The organism is Xanthomonas sp. NCPPB 901 (assembly GCF_056725085.1).
In genome coordinates this window covers 67,492-82,682 of sequence record NZ_CM161511.1, presented here as the reverse complement: position 1 = coordinate 82,682, position 15,191 = coordinate 67,492, and the positions used below count along the sequence as shown (strand labels likewise).

Genomic DNA, 15,191 nt, shown 5'->3' with positions numbered 1-15,191 from the left:
CATTGCGCGCTGGCACGCCTACCATCGTGGCATCCCTTCCCGGAGCGTCGACCATGGACACCGCACCGCGCCGCGTCGAACACCAGCAGACCGACAAGGGCTACGTGCCGGTCTACACCACCGCCGTGGTGGCCCAGCCGTGGGACAGCTACAGCGCCGACGACCATGCCACCTGGGGCACGCTGTACAAGCGCCAGCGCGACCTGCTGGTCGGCCGGGCGTGCGAGGAGTTCCTGCAGGCGCAGGACGCGATGGGCATGAGTCCGCAGGCGATCCCGCGCTTCGACCAGCTCAACGCGGTGCTGCAGGCGGCCACCGGCTGGACCCTGGTCGGTGTCGAGGGACTGCTGCCGGAACTGGACTTCTTCGATCACCTGGCCAACCGCCGCTTCCCGGTGACCTGGTGGATCCGCCGGCCCGAGCAGATCGACTACATCGCCGAGCCGGACCTGTTCCACGACCTGTTCGGCCACGTGCCGCTGCTGATGAACCCGCTGTTCGCCGACTACATGCAGGCCTACGGCCGCGGCGGAGTGAAGGCGCACGCGATCGGCCCGGAGGCGCTGCAGAACCTGACCCGGCTGTACTGGTACACGGTGGAGTTCGGCCTGATCGACACCGCCGACGGCCTGCGCATCTACGGCGCCGGCATCGTCTCCTCCAAGGGCGAGTCGCTGTATTCGCTGGAGTCGGACGCGCCCAACCGCATCGGCTTCGACCTGCAGCGGATCATGCGCACCCGCTACCGCATCGACACCTACCAGAAGACCTACTTCGTCATCGACAGCTTCGAACAGCTGATGCAGGCGACCTCGCCGGACTTCACTCCGCTCTACGCGGCGCTGGCCGACCAAGCGCACCTGCCGGCCGGCCAGGTACAGGCGCAGGACCGCGTGTTCCATGCCGGCAGCGGCGAAGGCTGGGCGGACGGCGGGGACGTGTGAGGTCACCACGACGGCCGCGGCGGGCGTGCCCGCACGCGACCGTCGCCTGGCCGCACCGCGCGCTCAGTCGTCGCCCATGAGTGCGATGCCGGTCACGCTGGCCGGTTTCAGGTTGCAGCCGTTCAAGTAGTTGTAGAGGGCGCTGTCGCCGACCTCGCTCCCGCGAATCTGCGGCGTGGTCAGCTTGAACGGCCCCTGCGGACCCGCGGGCAGCCGGGTGCCGACAACGCTGCGCGCCGGCACGCAGCCGAGGATGTGGTTGCGCATGTTCGCGACGGTGGGCCGACCGCCGGCGTTCTGGACCTCGAATTCGAGGTCCCAGATGTGCGACCGGACGATCTGGGCGGCTGGGCCTTTTGCATTTCGGACCGAAGCCGCTGCAGCGCGACGCCACAGGAGCGGCGCGCGCGGAAGCGTGATGCGCTCTGGTCGCTTCCTTCGGCGCTCGCCCTACCCCCTCTCCGCGGGAGAGGGGCTCGAGCGGAGCACTATGCGATCAGGCCGCAGCCGCCTCGGCCTTGCCCAGCACCCCGGCGACGAAGGCGCGCAGCTCGGCGTCCTGGGCGTTGTCGAAGAAGCACTGCTGGAAGCGCGGGCCGCCCACGGCCTGCTTGACCAGTTCCGGATCCAGCGCGCGCAGGCCGTCCAGGTAGGACTTGGCCAGGGCCTGCTTGACCTGGGTCAGGATGCCGGCGTTGGCCTGCTGCGATTCTCGGCGCTCGGCCGGGTAGCCCATGCCGCGCTCGCCGCCGAAGGCCTTCTCGAAGATGTAGCGCACGTTGATCTCCGCGCCCCAGCCGTAGCCCTTGGCGAAGGCCAGCGCCAGCGCGTTGCCGTTGTTGACCTGGGCGAACAGGTAGGCGTCGGTCGGCTCGATGCAGTAGCCGCAGAACACGCCCGGGTGCGCGTTGAGCGACATCATCGCGCCCTGGCCGGTGCCGCAGCCGGCGACCACGAAGTCCACCGCCCCGGCATTGAGCAGCAGGCCGGCGCAGATGCCCAGGTGGATGTAGGTCAGGCGGTGGTCGGCGTCGCCGTCCATGCCGACGTTGAACACGCTGTGGCCCTGGGCGGCGGCGACGTCGTTGAGCTGCTGCAGGATCACCGGGTTCTTGGCGGCCTGGCTGAACTCGTTCATTAGGGCGATTTTCATGGGGGGTCCTTTGGTGGGGGATTGGGTGATGGAAGGGTTTGGCTGGGATGGGTCGGCGGTGGGCGTACCCTCATCCGCCCTGCGGGCACCTTCTCCCGGGGGGAGAAGGGACGGCCGTTAGCGCGCGAGCCAGCCGCCGTCGACCGGGATCACGGTGCCGTTGACGTAGTCCGAGGCGCTGCTGGCCAGGAACACCGCGGTGCCGCCCAGGTCCTCCAGCACGCCCCAGCGGCCGGCCGGGATGCGCTCCAGGATCGCCTGGTTGCGCGCGGGGTCGGCGCGCAGCTGCGCGGTGTTGTCGGTGGCCATGTAGCCCGGGGCGATGGCGTTGATGTTGACGCCCTTGGCGCCCCACTCGTTGGCGAGCAGGCGGGTGATGCCGGCGATGCCGGACTTGCTGGCGGTGTACGAGGGCACGCGGATGCCGCCCTGGAACGACAGCATCGAGGCGATGTTGATGATCTTGCCGCTGCCCTGGGCGATGAAGTGGCGGCCGGCGGCCTGGCACATGAAGAACGCGGACTTGATGTTGACGTTCATGACGTCGTCCCAGTCCTGCTCGCTGAAGTCCACCGCGTCGGCGCGGCGGATCAGCCCGGCGTTGTTGACCAGGATGTCCAGGCGGCCGAGGCCGGCCAGGGTCTGGTCGAGGATGCGCTGCACCGGCTCGATGCTGATCAGGTTGGCCTCGATGGCGATGAAGCGCCGGCCCAGCGCGGTGACCTTGGCTTCGGTCTCGGTCGGCGCCTGGATGCCGGCGGCGGCGATGTCGGCGCCGGCCTGCGCCAGCGCCACGGCGATGCCTTGGCCGAGGCCGGTGTTGGCGCCGGTGACCAGGGCGACCTTGCCTTCGAGACTGAACGGATGGGGCATTGCGAGGGCTCCTAGAAGGGATGCGGACGGCGGGGACGGGGCACGGCGCGGACGGCGCGCCTACTTGAGCTGGCAGATGTCCAGCACGTGCATGTCGGTGTAGTCGAGGTTCTCGCCGCCCATCGCCCAGATGAAGGCGTAGTTGGCGGTGCCGGCGCCCATGTGGATCGACCACGGCGGCGACACCACCGCCTCGTTGTTGGCGACCACGATGTGGCGCTGCGCGTCCGGCTCGCCCATGAAGTGGTAGACGCGGTCGTTGGCGCCGAGGTCGAAGTAGAAGTAGACCTCGCTGCGGCGGTCGTGCAGGTGCGGCGGCATGGTGTTCCAGACGCTGCCCGGCTTGAGCACGGTCAGGCCCAGCAGCAACTGCGAAGACTGGCAGGTGGCCGGCACGATGTACTGGTAGATGGTGCGTTCATTGCTGGTCTCCAGCGCGCCGCGGTCCAGCGCCACCGCCTCGGCGATCGACAGGCGCTTGGTGGCAAAGCGCGCATGCGCCGGGGTGGAGGCCAGGTAGAACTGCGCCGGCGTGGCCGCATCGTCGGAGGCGAACAGCACCTCGGCGCTGCCCATCGCCACGTACAGGCCGTCCTTGGGACCGAGCGGATACGCGGTGCCGTCGACGGTGACGGTGCCGCTGCCGGCGCCGACGTTGATCACGCCCAGCTCGCGCCGCTCCAGGAACGGGTGGCCGGCGGCGGAGGCCGGCTCGGTCTGCGCCGGCAGCCGCACCGGCCCGGTCAGCGGCGCGGCGCCGCCGAGCACGAAGCGCTCGTAGTGGGTGTACTTCAGGGTCACCGCGTCGTCCACGAACAGGCCGTCGAGCAGGTACAGATCGCGCAGCTGGTCGTTGCTGGCGCCCTTGATCGCGTCGGGATGGGTGGCGTAGTGGGTCTTGCAGTACAGGGACATGGGTCTCTCCAGTGCAGGCGACGGCATGCGGCAGCCCGCCACGGAGGACAGTCTAGCGGGTCTGGTAAACCGGTGTCATTCCGCAGTGCACGAACGGCGGGGATTGGGGATTCGGGATTGGGGATGAAAGGCGCTGCGCCGCGGGGGGGGCGGCGCAGCGGCTCAGCGCGGCAACGGCTGGCCGACGTCGATGCGGTTGCCGTCGGGGTCGGCGAAGACGAAGCAGCGCAGGCCGAAGTCGGCGTCGCGGATCGCCTTGACGATGCGCACGCCCTGCGCCTGCAGGCCGTCGTGCAGCGCCGCCGCGTCGTCGACCAGCAGGTGGGCGACGTTGCTGGTGCTGCCGCGGTGGCCCGGGCGCAGGGTCAGGTGCAGTTCGGCGGCGTCCTTCTTCAGGATCACGAAGCCGACCGGGCTGCCGTTCTGGAACACGCTGCGGAAGCCCAGGCGTTCGGTGTAGAAGGCGACGGCGCGGGGGATCTCGGCGACGGGCACGGTCGGCGCCAGGCGGCCGAAACGGACCGCGGTGGCGGCAGGGACAGGGGACGACATGGCGAAGGCTCCTCGCGGGAAGGCCGCGTGGGTCCGCCCGGGCGGTGCCGGAACGGAGCGGGCCTTCGATGGGCGGAGCGGTGTCCGCACGGTCGGACGCAGTGTAGAGGGTTTGCGGCGGGCCGGGAGGGGTGCGGTGGCAGGACACGTGCCGTGCGGGCGCAATGCATGGATGGCATCGGAACGGGCAGGTCCCACGGCCAAGCGGGCGCCGCGTTGCGGCGCGGAGCGTTCCCGGTCCCTGGAGGATCCGCCGCCACGGCAGTTCCGTTCGTGCGCGTCGGGGCCGAAGCCCCTCCCACAAATGCGCCCCACACCTGGATTGGAGATGCCCTGAAGCCGCTTCGGCAGCGGCGAATCTCGACCGACGGATCGCGCCGTTGCTTCGCAAGCGCATGGCAGGCCGCAAGCGCCGCTCGCCCCGACACGTCGCGCGCGCGCCGGTCGCCGGCCGCGCCGCCGCGCTCAGTCTTCCGGCGGCTGGCAGGAGTCGCGCACGATCAGGTGCGGGCGCACGCTGGCCACGGCCAGCGACGGCGTGCCCTCGGGCTGGATCAGCATCGCCGCGGCGGTGCGGCCGGTGTCGCGGGTATGCCGGCGCACCGAGGTCAGCGACGGCCACAGCCGCGAGGCCAGCGGGCTGTCGTCGTAGCCGATGATCGAGAGCTGGCGCGGGATGTTGATGTTGGCGCGCAGCGCGACCTTGTACACGCCGGCGGCCATTTCGTCGTTGCCGGTGAAGATCGCGCTGGGCCGCTGCTTGCCCAGCAGCAGCTTTTCCGCCGCGGCCACGCCCGATTCGAAGGTGTAGCCGGCCTCGACGATGCGCGCCGGCGGCAGTTCGATGCCGCGCCGGGTCAGCGCGTCGATGAAGCCGGCGGTGCGCTCGTGCGCGGAGCGGTAGGCGCTGGGGCCGGTGATCAGGGCGATGTCGCGGTGGCCCAGCGACAGCAGGTAGTCGGCGGCCTCGGCGGCGCCGTCGCGGTCGTGGGTGACCACCATCTGCGAGGTGCTGTCCAGCGGCAGCGAGGCGATGCGGGTGTAGCGCACGCCGATGCCGGCGAGCATGTCCGCCAGCGCCTGGTCCTCGGAGGCGCGTGGCACCAGGATCACCCCGTGCAGCTTCTGCTGCTGCACGAAACGGCGCACGCCCTCGATGTAGCCGGGGCTGCGGCTGTCGCACGGGTGCACCACCAGTTCGAAGCTGGAGCCGCGCAGCGCGTCCAGCGCGCCGTACTGCATGTCCACGATGTACTGCGCGGTGGGGTTGTCGTAGACCATGCCGATCAGGAACGAGCGGCGGAACGCCAGCCCGCGCGCCAGCGGGTCCGGCGCGTAGCCGACCTCGCGCATCAGCGCCTCGACCTTCTCGCGGGTGTCTTTGCGCACCAGCGGCGAGTTGTTGATGATCCGCGACACGGTCTTCTTCGACACCCCGGACAGGCGCGCGATGTCGTTGATCGTCGCGGCCTTGCCGTGGGCGGAGGCGGGAGCATCGGCGGGACGGGGCTTGTTCGGCGCCATGGATGGAAAACCGGGCGAAAGAGAGGAGATTCTACTGGGTGTCATGTTGGCTCCCGCGCACGGTCACGCAAGCGGTGTAGACGCACCGCCCCGGCGCGGGCCGCTGGGCCACCGACGCCGGCAGCGGCGACTGCGTGGACGGCCCGCGGTTGCGGCCTGTCGCACGCCGCCGGGCCGGCTCACGCGCGCAGCGCGCGCGGCAGCCACAGCGACAGTTCCGGGAAGAACGCCACGATCAGCAGCACGCACAGCGCCGCCAGCCAGAACGGCCAGATGGTGCGCATGCTCTGGGCGACGGTGATCTGCCCGATCGAGGTACCGATGAACAGCACCGAGCCCACCGGCGGAGTGATCAGGCCGATGCCGCCGGCCAGCACCATCACCAGGCCGAAATGGATCGGGTCGATGCCGTAGGCCTTGGCCACCGGCAGGAAGATCGGCGTGCAGATCAGGATCTTCGGCGCCAGGTCCATGAACATGCCCAGCAACAGCAGCATCACCACGATCATCAGCAGCACCGTGTGCTGGCTGTGGGCGATGGACTGCAGGAAATGCACCGCCGCCGCCGGCACCTGCAGGTAGGCCAGCAGCCAGCCGAACACCGCCGCGGTGGCGATCACGAACAGGATCACCCCGGTGGTGCGCGCGGCATGCGTCACCGCGGCGAAGAACTCGGCCCAGCGCAACTGCCGGTACAGCAGCGCGGTGACCAGCAACGCGTACACCACCGCGATCGCCGCGCTCTCCACCGCGGTGAAGATGCCGGCGCGGATGCCGACGAAGATCAGCGCGACCAGGCCCAGGCCCGGCAACGCCCCGACCAGCCGCAGCGCCACCGCGCGCCAGCCCGGGAACGCTTCGGTGCCGTAGCCGCGCGAGCGCGCCACCGCGTAGCCGGTGAGCATCATTGCCGCGGTCATCAGCAGCGCCGGGACGATGCCGGCGGCGAACAGGTCGGCGATCGACAGGCCGCCGCCGGCCGCGGCCGAGAACAGGATCAGGTTGTGCGAGGGCGGCACCAGCAGCGCCACCAGCGCCGCGGTCATGCTGACGTTGACCGCGTAGTCGCGGTCGTAGCCGCGGTTGATCATCTGCGGAATCATGGTGCCGCCGACCGCCGAGACGTCGGCGATGGCCGAGCCGGACACGCCGCCGAAGAACAGCGAGGACAGCACGCTGACCTGACCCAGGCCGCCGCGCATGCGCCCGACCAGCGACGACGCCAGCGCGATCAGGCGGTCGGAGATGCCGCCGCGCAGCATCAGTTCGCCGGCGAAGATGAACAACGGGATCGCGATCAACGATGCCGAACCACTGCCGGCGGAGATCTGCTGCACCAGCACCACCGCCGGCAGGTCCAGGTACAGCAGCGTGGCCAGCGCCGCCGCGCCCAGCGCGTACGCCACCGGCACGCCGATCAGCAGCAGCACGACGAACAATCCCAACAGGATGGCGATGGCCATGCTCAGTTCCTCCCCACGGTGGTGCCCGGGCGCAGCACCCGCCAGGCCTGGTACAGCGCGAACACGCTCATCAGCGCGCCGCCGATCGACAGCGGCAGGTAGTTGATGCTCTGCGGCATCCGCGCGCCGGCCATCTTGATGTCCAGCCCGTCCAGCAGCAGCACCGCGCCCCACCACGCGATCACCGCGCCGATCGCGGCCACCAGCAGCGGGCGCAGCAGGTCGATGACCCGGCGCAGGGTGGCGTGCAGCGTCTCGGCCAGCAGGAAGAAGCCGAAGTGGCGGCGGGTGTGCACGCCGGCGGCGGCGCCCAGGCTCATCGCCGTGCTCAGCAGCAGCAGCGTCACCGGCTCGGTCCAGCTCGGCGAGTCGTTGAGCACGTAGCGGGTGAACACCTGCCAGCCCTGCACCACCACCAGCCCGAGCAGGGCCGCGGCGGCGATGCCGATGGCGAGGTGGGCGATGCGGTCCAGCAGCCGCTGCAGCGGCGACACCGGGAGGGCGAGGTCGTGGTCGGTCATCGGCATGGGCTCAGGCGAAGTCGCGGATGCGGCGGTAGAGGGCTTCGATCTCCGGCTGCTGCCGGTACTCGGCCAGCAGCGGCGCGGCGGCCTTGCGGAAGGCCGGCATGTCGACCTCGTTGACGGCCACGCCGTAGTCGATCACCTGCTGCCGCGCCTGCGCCTCGGAGGCGTCCCACAGCCGGCGCATCACCGTCACCGATTGCCGTGCGGTCTCCAGCACCAGCGCGCGCTCGTCCGGCGCCAGCGTCTCGAAGCTGCGCCTGGACATCACCAGCACGTCCGGCGCGTAGGAGTGCTCGCTCTGCGACCAGTAGTGCGCGGCTTCGAAGTGGCGGCTGGACTGGAAGCTGCGCATGTTGTTCTCGGCGCCGTCGATCATGTGCGTCTCCATCGCCGAGAAGGTCTCGCCCAGCGACATCGGCGTGGGGTTGGCGCCGAGCATGCGCATCAGCTTGAGGAAGATGTCCGAGGACGCCACGCGCAGCTTGAGCCCGTGCAGGTCCTTGGGCTGCCGCAGCGGATGCTTGGTGTTGTAGAAGCAGCGCGCGCCGGAGTCGTAGATCGCCAGCCCGACCAGGTCGCGCTGTTCGAAGCTGCGCAGGATGCTGTCGCCGACGTGGCCGTCGATCGCCCGGCGCAGGTGCGCCACCGAGTCGAACACGTACGGCAGGCACAGCGCCTGGGTCAGCGGGAAGGTGTTGTTCAGCGCGCCGGAGTACACCCGGGTGATGTCGATGGCGCCGAAGCGCGCCATGTCGATCGCCTCCGCCTCGCGGCCGAGCTGGCCGGAATGGTACTGGCGCAGGCGCAGGCGGCCGCCGGTCTGCTGCTCCAGGGTCTGCCCGAACCAGCGCACCGCCTCCACGGTGGGATAGTCGGCCACGTGCACGTCGGTGGCGGTGAGCAGCCGGGTATCGCCGCGCTGCGCCAACGCGCCCAGCGGCACGCTGGCCGCCGCCGCGGCGGTGATGCCTGCACCGAGAAATCGTCTACGAGTGATCATGCTGCGCCCTCCCGCGCGTCGTGGTCAGCGCGCAGCCTAGGCCGCGACCGCCCTGCAATGAAGTTCGCCGTAGCCGTCGAAGCGGATCGTCGCCTGCTGGCCGATGGCGATGTCGTGGATGCCGGTGGCGTTGCCGGTGGCGATCAGCTCGCCGCGGCGCAGCGGCCGCCCGCGCCGGGCCGAGCGCGCCAGCGCGAACGCGAACGCCGCACGCAAGCCGCCCGGCAGCAGCGTGGCGCCGCCCGTGCCCACGCACTGGCCCTCGATCCAGGTCTCGGCGCGCAGCGCGGCCTCGTCCAGCGCGGTCCAGTCCGGCACCTGCGGCCCCAGCAGCAGGCCGTTGTTGTTGCCGAAATCGGAGATCACCACGCGCGGCCCGAGCTGGTTGATCGTGGCCAGCGGGCTGCTCGCCACCTCGACCCCGACGAACAGCGTCGCCGGCAGCTGCGCGGCCTGCTGCGCGGTCCAGTGCAGCTGGTCGGCGGGCGCGTCCGCATCCAGGCGCAGCACGTACTCGGCCTCGACCGCGCCGAAGCCGCCGTCGAACACCGGGATGTCCGCTGTTCCACCGGTGGCATTCCACAGCGCAGCGGCGAAGATCGGGCCCAGCAGGCGCTCGTCCCCGGAATGGTCGCGGCGCTCGGGGGCGATGTAGCCGACCTTCCAGCCGACCACGCGGTCCGGCCATTGCGCGATCGCCAGGTCCTGCACGCGATAGGCGGTCTCCAGGTCGTCCGGGATGACGCCGGGGAAATCGGGCAGTGCGCGCCCCTGGCGGCGGGCCTGGACGAAGCGGGCCGCGATGTCGGCCAACGCGGGCGGTGGCGTCTGCGACGGGCCGGAAGGAAGGCTCAAGGGCATCTCCGCAAGGAATGTGGGGGACCGGGGATTGCTGCGCCGCGCATCGACAGCGCGCTGCGCCGTTGTATATGGTAAACCGGTGTCATTGGCAATGTGCGGTGCGGCATTGGGGCTGGGAATCGGGAATCGGGAATCGGGAATCGGGAATCGGGAATCGGGAATCGGGAATCGGGAGGCGGGAGGCGGGAGGCGGGAGGCGGGAGGCGGGAGGCGGGAATCGGGAGGCGGCAACAGCAACAGCAACAGCAATACAGCGTCATGCGTTGGCGCAGGCCGCGCGCACACTGGAGGCCAGCGCCCGCGGCGGCCATGCGCGCCGCGCGGGCTTCTTCCACCCACCACGAGATCTCGACGATGTCGGCCCAACACCATCTCCTCCGCCTACGCCCCACCGGCCTCCTGCCGACGCCCTGCGGCAGGCGCCGGTCCCGGCCTGGCATCGCCTTGTTGGCGGCGCTGGGGCTGTTGCTGGGTGCCCTCGGCCCGACCGCGGCGGCCGAGCGCCCGGCCAGCGAGAGCGCCGCCGAGCTGGCGGCGCGGCTGCCGCTGTGGTCCGGTCCGGCGCCGGGGTCGGCGGCCGGCCCCGAGCAACCGCACCTGGTCGAACGCAGCGACGACCCGGCCCTGCCCGATCGCGCGCTCAGCGGCCGCTACCAGCCCTACCTGGTGGTGTACCGGCCGAAGCACCCGAACGGCAGCGCGCTGCTGGTGGCGCCCGGCGGCGGCTATGCACGCCTGGTACTGGACAAGGAAGGCACGGCGCTGGAACCGATCTTCGCCGAACAGGCGGGCATTACCCTGTTCCTGCTGCGCTACCGGCTACCGGACGCCGCTGCCGACGGCAACGCCGCGGCGCGCGACCAGCCGCTGGCCGACGCACAGCGCGCGCTGCGCCTGATCCGCGCGCATGCCGCGGACTATGGCGTGGACCCGCACCGCATCGGCGCGATCGGCTTCTCCGCCGGCGGCCACGTCGCCGCCAGCCTCGGCACCCGCTACGACGACCCGGTGTATCCGGCCCGCGATGCGGTCGACCGGGTCAGCGCGCGCCCGGACTTCCTGTTGCTGCTGTACCCGGTCATCGACATGGGCAGCGGCACCGCGGCGCACACCGGCTCGCGGCTGCGGCTGCTCGGCCGCCACCCGGATGCGGCGACCATGGCCGCCTACTCGCTGCAGAACCGCGTGCACGCCGGCATGCCGCCGACCTTCCTGGTTCAGGCGCAGGACGACCCGGTGGTGTCGGTGGAGAACAGCCTGCTGTTCTACCAGGCGCTGCGCCAGGCGGGGATACCGGCCGAGCTGCACCTGTTCGCGCACGGCGGCCATGGCTTCGGCGTCCGCGGCATCGCCGGCCTACCGTTGGCGGCCTGGCCGCAGCTGGCGCTGAGCTGGATGCGCAACGTGCAGGACGATCCGCGCGCCCGCGCGCCGATCCCGCCGCCAGCGGAGGGGAAGTGAGCCACGTGGCCTGCGCGCCGCTGCGTGCCCCGCCACGCGATCGCATCGCCGGTAGCCGCCGCGTCGCCACGCCGCACACGCGTCCCCGATCGCCTCGTCAGGAGTCCGTCCACGCATGACCGCCCGTCCCCGCCTGCCCGGCTCGCACACCGCCGTATCCGCCGCGGCCGCTCCCGACGACCAGGGCCGGCGCCGCTTCCTGCGCGACGGCGCGCTCGGCGCGCTGGCGGTGAGCGGCGCGCTACCCGGGTTCGCGACCGCGGCGGCGCCGACGCCAGCGGCGCCGCTGGCGCGCACCCGCAGCGGCCGCATCCACGGCGTGCGCGAGCAGGGCGTGCTGGCGTTCAAGGGCATTCCCTACGGCGCCGACACCGCACCACGCCGCTTCCAGCCGGCGCTGCAGGAGCGGCCCTGGCATGGCGTGCGCGACTGCAGCGCCTACGCCGCGTCGGCGCCGCAGCGGGGGGCCGAGCCGGTCAGCGAGGACTGCCTGTTTCTCAACGTCTGGACCCCGGGCCTGCGCGATGGCGCGCGCCGTCCGATCCTGGTCTATATCCACGGCGGCGCCTACAACAACGGCTCCGGCAGCGACCCGCTGTACGACGGCGTGCGCCTGTGCCAGCGCGGCGACGTGGTGGTGGTCAGCGTCAATCATCGCCTCAACGCCTTCGGCTACCTGTACCTGGCGCCGTTCGGCGGGCCGGCCTATGCCGCCTCCGGCAACGTCGGCCAGCTCGACCTGGTGCAGGCGCTGCACTGGGTGCGCGCGCACGCGGCCGAGTTCGGCGGCGATGCCGGCAACGTCACCGTGTTCGGCCAATCCGGCGGCGGCGCCAAGATCGCCACGCTGATGGCGATGCCGGCCGCGCAGGGCCTGTTCCACCGCGCCTGGACCATGAGCGGGCAGCAGGTCACCGCCGCCGGGCCGCGTGCGGCCAGCCAGCGTGCGCAGCTGCTGCTGCAGGCCCTGCAGCTGGAACCAACGCAACTGGACGCGCTGCGCACGCTGCCGATGCAGCGCGTGCTCGAGGCCACGCGCACGCCCGACCCCTCGCGCGCCGAGACCGCCGCGCTGTACCTGGGCCCGGTGCTGGATGCGCAGGTGCTGCACCGGCATCCGTTCTGGCCGGACGCGCCGCCGCAGTCGGCGCGCATCCCGATGGTGATCGGCAACACCCGCGACGAGACCCGCGCCTTCCTCGGCCACGATCCGGCCAACTTCGCGCTGAGCTGGGACGCCCTGCCGGACAAGCTGGCGCAGGAACAGTACGTGGACCTGTCGCCGCAGATGGTGATCGCCGAGTACCGGCGGCTGTATCCGCACTACACGCCGAGCGAGGTGTTCTTCGCCGCCACCACCGCCGGCCGTTCCTGGCGCGGCGCGGTGGAGGAAGCCGAGGCGCGGGCGCGGCAGGGCGCGCCGACCTGGGTCTACCAGCTCGACTGGGGCTCGCCGCTGGACGGCGGCAAGTTCGGCGCCTTCCACACCCTGGACATCCCGCTGGTGTTCGACAACATCCGCCAACCCGGTTCGCGCACCGGCGACGGCGCCGACGCGCAGCGCATGGCCGATGCGATGAGCGCGGCGCTGCTCGCCTTCGCCCGCCACGGCGACCCCAACCACGCCGGCCTGCCGCGCTGGGACCCGTATTCGCTGGCCCAACGCGAGACCCTGCTGTTCGACACCGACAGCCGCCTGGCGCACGACCCGCGCGGCGGCGAACGCCGGCTCTATGCGCAGGTGCCGTTCGTGCAGCGCGGGACGTTCTGAGCGCCTGCGCCGCGTGGCCGCGCCGTCACCGGCGTGGCGCAGGCACAGACCAGGGCCGGGGTCACGTCCGCGAACGTGCGCATCCGCGACAATGCGGGCTCCCGCAGGCTGCCAGAGCGCGACCATGCCGCCTTCCGCACCGCAGACGACCCTGCTCGCGCGCATCGACGACTGCTACCGCGCGCTCAGCGGTCACGGCCTGTATTGCCCCGACGCCGTCGCCGACCGCTACCACTGGCTGCATGCGCAGGCGCCGTACGCCATCCTGGCGCATGACGCCAGCGCCGACCCGGTGTTCCTCTACGCCAATCGCTGCGCCTTGCGCTGCTTCAAGTACAGCGAGGACGAGATGCTCGCACTGCCGTCGCGGCTAAGTGCAACCCCGGCCAATCGCGCCGAACGGCAGCGGCTGCTCGATGCGGTCGCCCAGCGCGGCATTGCCGATGGCTACAGCGGGCAGCGGGTGGACAAGCAGGGCAACCGCTTCGTGATCCACGATGGCGAAGTCTGGCAGTTGGGCTTCGGCAGCAGCGCCGGGTGGGGCCAGGCCGCGCTGTTCTGGCCCAGCCCTCGGCATACGATGGTGCTGGCGTAGCGGCAGGCAACGTGCCTCGTGGAACGGGTTCAGCGGCGACGCGCATTGCCGGTAACCCCTGTCGCGGCTGAAGCCGCTCCTACAACCGTGGAGCACGCATCGAGGCGTCGGCCGGGCCGTGGTGAGAGGGACTTGCACTGCGGCGCGCTGCGCACGACGCACACGGATCCGTCACTACCTGGCGCGGCGGAACGCACGGCGTTGCGCGCGGCGTAACGAGCCTGCGCCGCACCAAATGGCCAAGCACATCCGCCCCTGCCCGCAACGTGCGCAGGGCATCGTCGCCGCCCGCCATGGCCGTACCGGTACATGGCGGTCGCCGCCTGCCTACCAGCCGGTGTCCTCGGCCAGCACCACCCGGTTGCCGACGGCACGCGCGGCGTCCAGCAGCGCCTCGGCGCGCTGCATCAGCGTGGCCGGGGTGTCCTCCGGCGCGGCCAGCAGCGCACCGACGCTGACCGTCAGCGCCGCCGCGTCCTGCGCGATCGCCATCACCTCGACCATGTCGCGCAGCGCCGGCGCCACCTGCCGCAGGTGCGCGCCGCTGGCGTCGTACAGCACCAGCGCGAAACGGTCGGCCCCGATGCGCATGGCCACGTCCAGCGGCCGCAGCAGGCATTGCATGGCCTCGGCCACCTCCAGCACCGCGCGGTCGGCGGCAGCGGCGCCGTTGCGCTGCACCAGCGCGGCGAAGCCGTCCAGTTCGACCAGGATCAGCGCCAGGCCGCGCTGCAGGCGCCGGCGCTCGGCCAGCGCCACCGCCAGGTGTTCGTCGAAGCGGCGGCGGTCGCCCAGCCCGGTGAGCGCATCGCGCAAGGCCTCGTCGTCGCGCACCCGGCGCTGCAGGAAGCCTTCGCGGCGCGAGTGCTCGCGCAGGTAGCCGCCGACCGCGCCGACCGGTACCGCCGTCCACAGCAGCCACTGCAGGCGCAGGTAGGCGTCCCGCGCCGCGCCGTCCAGCAACAGGTGGCCGGCGGCGGCGCTGATCGCGCACAGCAGCAGCGCCACCGCCACGCTCTGCCACAGCGCCAGGCCCAGCGGAAAGAAGCCGGCCACCAGCACCAGGGTCATCACCGCGGCCGCGTAGCGCAGTTCCTGCGGCGGATAGCCGATGCTCGACAGCACCAGCCCGGTGCCGCCGACCAGCAGCAGCAGCGCGGCACGGCCGGGGCCGTGCGTGTCGGCGCGGTGGATCGCGGCCGCCACCCACAGCAGCGCCAGCAGGGTCGCCGCGCGCACCGCCACCGCATAGCCGAGCAGGCCACCACCGCCGCGCCAGCCGAAATGCACCGCGTCCCAGCCCAACAGCAGCAGCGCGATCAATACGCCCAGCGAGGCCGCCACGCGCTGCGCGAAGCCCAGTGTGGCGGCGGTGTAGTGGCGGTACGCCCGTTCCAGCGGAGGGTCGAACCGCAGCGCGGCGAACCCCTTGCGCAGTTGCGCCGCGTAAGCCTCGCCCGGCGGCGCGTCGTGTGGCTCCTGGTAACGCTCGTGCATGCAGTCCCCTGTCGACGGCAGCGCAGTGCGAAACGCGTAACAGGTCACATCACAT

Annotated in this window: 15 protein-coding genes; 4 read left to right on the top strand and 11 right to left on the bottom strand. The window is 71.6% G+C overall.

Features of this window, described 5'->3' with window-relative positions:
- Positions 1-53 precede the first annotated feature (53 nt).
- Complete coding sequence (gene phhA, locus AC1PME_RS00370) at positions 54-944, top strand: phenylalanine 4-monooxygenase (RefSeq protein ID WP_481096957.1); 891 nt, start codon at positions 54-56, stop codon at positions 942-944.
- 63 nt (positions 945-1,007) lie between these two features.
- On the opposite strand, the gene AC1PME_RS00365 is transcribed toward phhA, so the two are convergent.
- From AC1PME_RS00365 to AC1PME_RS00320, 10 genes are all read right to left on the bottom strand, one after another.
- Positions 1,008-1,211, bottom strand: a complete 204-nt coding sequence (locus AC1PME_RS00365) for a hypothetical protein (RefSeq protein WP_481096956.1) — start codon at positions 1,209-1,211, stop codon at positions 1,008-1,010.
- 229 nt (positions 1,212-1,440) lie between these two features.
- A complete protein-coding gene (locus AC1PME_RS00360) occupies positions 1,441-2,097 on the bottom strand; it encodes an RpiB/LacA/LacB family sugar-phosphate isomerase (protein ID WP_254459763.1) in 657 nt (218 codons plus the stop codon).
- A 117-nt stretch (positions 2,098-2,214) separates the two neighbouring features.
- Positions 2,215-2,970: a 2-dehydro-3-deoxy-D-gluconate 5-dehydrogenase KduD gene (kduD, locus tag AC1PME_RS00355; RefSeq protein ID WP_481096955.1), complete on the bottom strand. Its 756-nt coding sequence runs from the start codon at positions 2,968-2,970 to the stop codon at positions 2,215-2,217.
- Between the two features lie 60 nt (positions 2,971-3,030).
- A complete protein-coding gene (kduI, locus tag AC1PME_RS00350; RefSeq protein WP_481096954.1) occupies positions 3,031-3,885 on the bottom strand; it encodes a 5-dehydro-4-deoxy-D-glucuronate isomerase in 855 nt (284 codons plus the stop codon).
- 162 nt (positions 3,886-4,047) lie between these two features.
- On the bottom strand, positions 4,048-4,437 hold the full coding sequence (locus AC1PME_RS00345; RefSeq protein ID WP_307547567.1) for a VOC family protein: 390 nt from the start codon (positions 4,435-4,437) through the stop codon (positions 4,048-4,050).
- Between the two features lie 465 nt (positions 4,438-4,902).
- Entirely contained in the window at positions 4,903-5,961 is a 1,059-nt protein-coding gene (locus AC1PME_RS00340; protein ID WP_254459759.1) for a LacI family DNA-binding transcriptional regulator, read from the bottom strand.
- Between the two features lie 179 nt (positions 5,962-6,140).
- On the bottom strand, positions 6,141-7,424 hold the full coding sequence (locus AC1PME_RS00335) for a TRAP transporter large permease (RefSeq protein WP_242158236.1): 1,284 nt from the start codon (positions 7,422-7,424) through the stop codon (positions 6,141-6,143).
- Positions 7,425-7,426: 2 nt separating this feature from the next.
- A complete protein-coding gene (locus AC1PME_RS00330) occupies positions 7,427-7,945 on the bottom strand; it encodes a TRAP transporter small permease (RefSeq protein ID WP_481096953.1) in 519 nt (172 codons plus the stop codon).
- Between the two features lie 10 nt (positions 7,946-7,955).
- The gene (locus AC1PME_RS00325) at positions 7,956-8,951 is read right to left on the bottom strand and encodes a TRAP transporter substrate-binding protein (RefSeq protein WP_481096952.1); all 996 of its coding nucleotides are present in this window, start codon (positions 8,949-8,951) and stop codon (positions 7,956-7,958) included.
- Positions 8,952-8,987: 36 nt separating this feature from the next.
- Positions 8,988-9,812 carry a 2-keto-4-pentenoate hydratase gene (locus AC1PME_RS00320; RefSeq protein ID WP_481096951.1) on the bottom strand — a complete coding sequence of 275 codons (825 nt, stop codon included), beginning with the start codon at positions 9,810-9,812 and terminating at the stop codon, positions 8,988-8,990.
- Between the two features lie 444 nt (positions 9,813-10,256).
- Here AC1PME_RS00320 and AC1PME_RS00315 point away from each other — a divergent pair, with 444 nt between their 5' ends.
- The 3 genes from AC1PME_RS00315 to AC1PME_RS00305 all read left to right on the top strand — a co-directional run bounded on the left by AC1PME_RS00315 (position 10,257) and on the right by AC1PME_RS00305 (position 13,639).
- Positions 10,257-11,273, top strand: coding sequence for an alpha/beta hydrolase (locus tag AC1PME_RS00315; protein WP_481096950.1), 1,017 nt, complete (start codon positions 10,257-10,259; stop codon positions 11,271-11,273).
- A 115-nt stretch (positions 11,274-11,388) separates the two neighbouring features.
- The gene (locus AC1PME_RS00310; protein ID WP_307547556.1) at positions 11,389-13,044 is read left to right on the top strand and encodes a carboxylesterase/lipase family protein; all 1,656 of its coding nucleotides are present in this window, start codon (positions 11,389-11,391) and stop codon (positions 13,042-13,044) included.
- A 124-nt stretch (positions 13,045-13,168) separates the two neighbouring features.
- Positions 13,169-13,639 carry an MEKHLA domain-containing protein gene (locus AC1PME_RS00305; protein ID WP_307547554.1) on the top strand — a complete coding sequence of 157 codons (471 nt, stop codon included), beginning with the start codon at positions 13,169-13,171 and terminating at the stop codon, positions 13,637-13,639.
- A gap of 327 nt (positions 13,640-13,966) precedes the next feature.
- On the opposite strand, the gene AC1PME_RS00300 is transcribed toward AC1PME_RS00305, so the two are convergent.
- Positions 13,967-15,136 (bottom strand): GGDEF domain-containing protein, encoded by a 1,170-nt coding sequence (locus AC1PME_RS00300; protein ID WP_307547552.1) that lies wholly within the window; start codon positions 15,134-15,136, stop codon positions 13,967-13,969.
- Positions 15,137-15,191 lie beyond the last annotated feature (55 nt).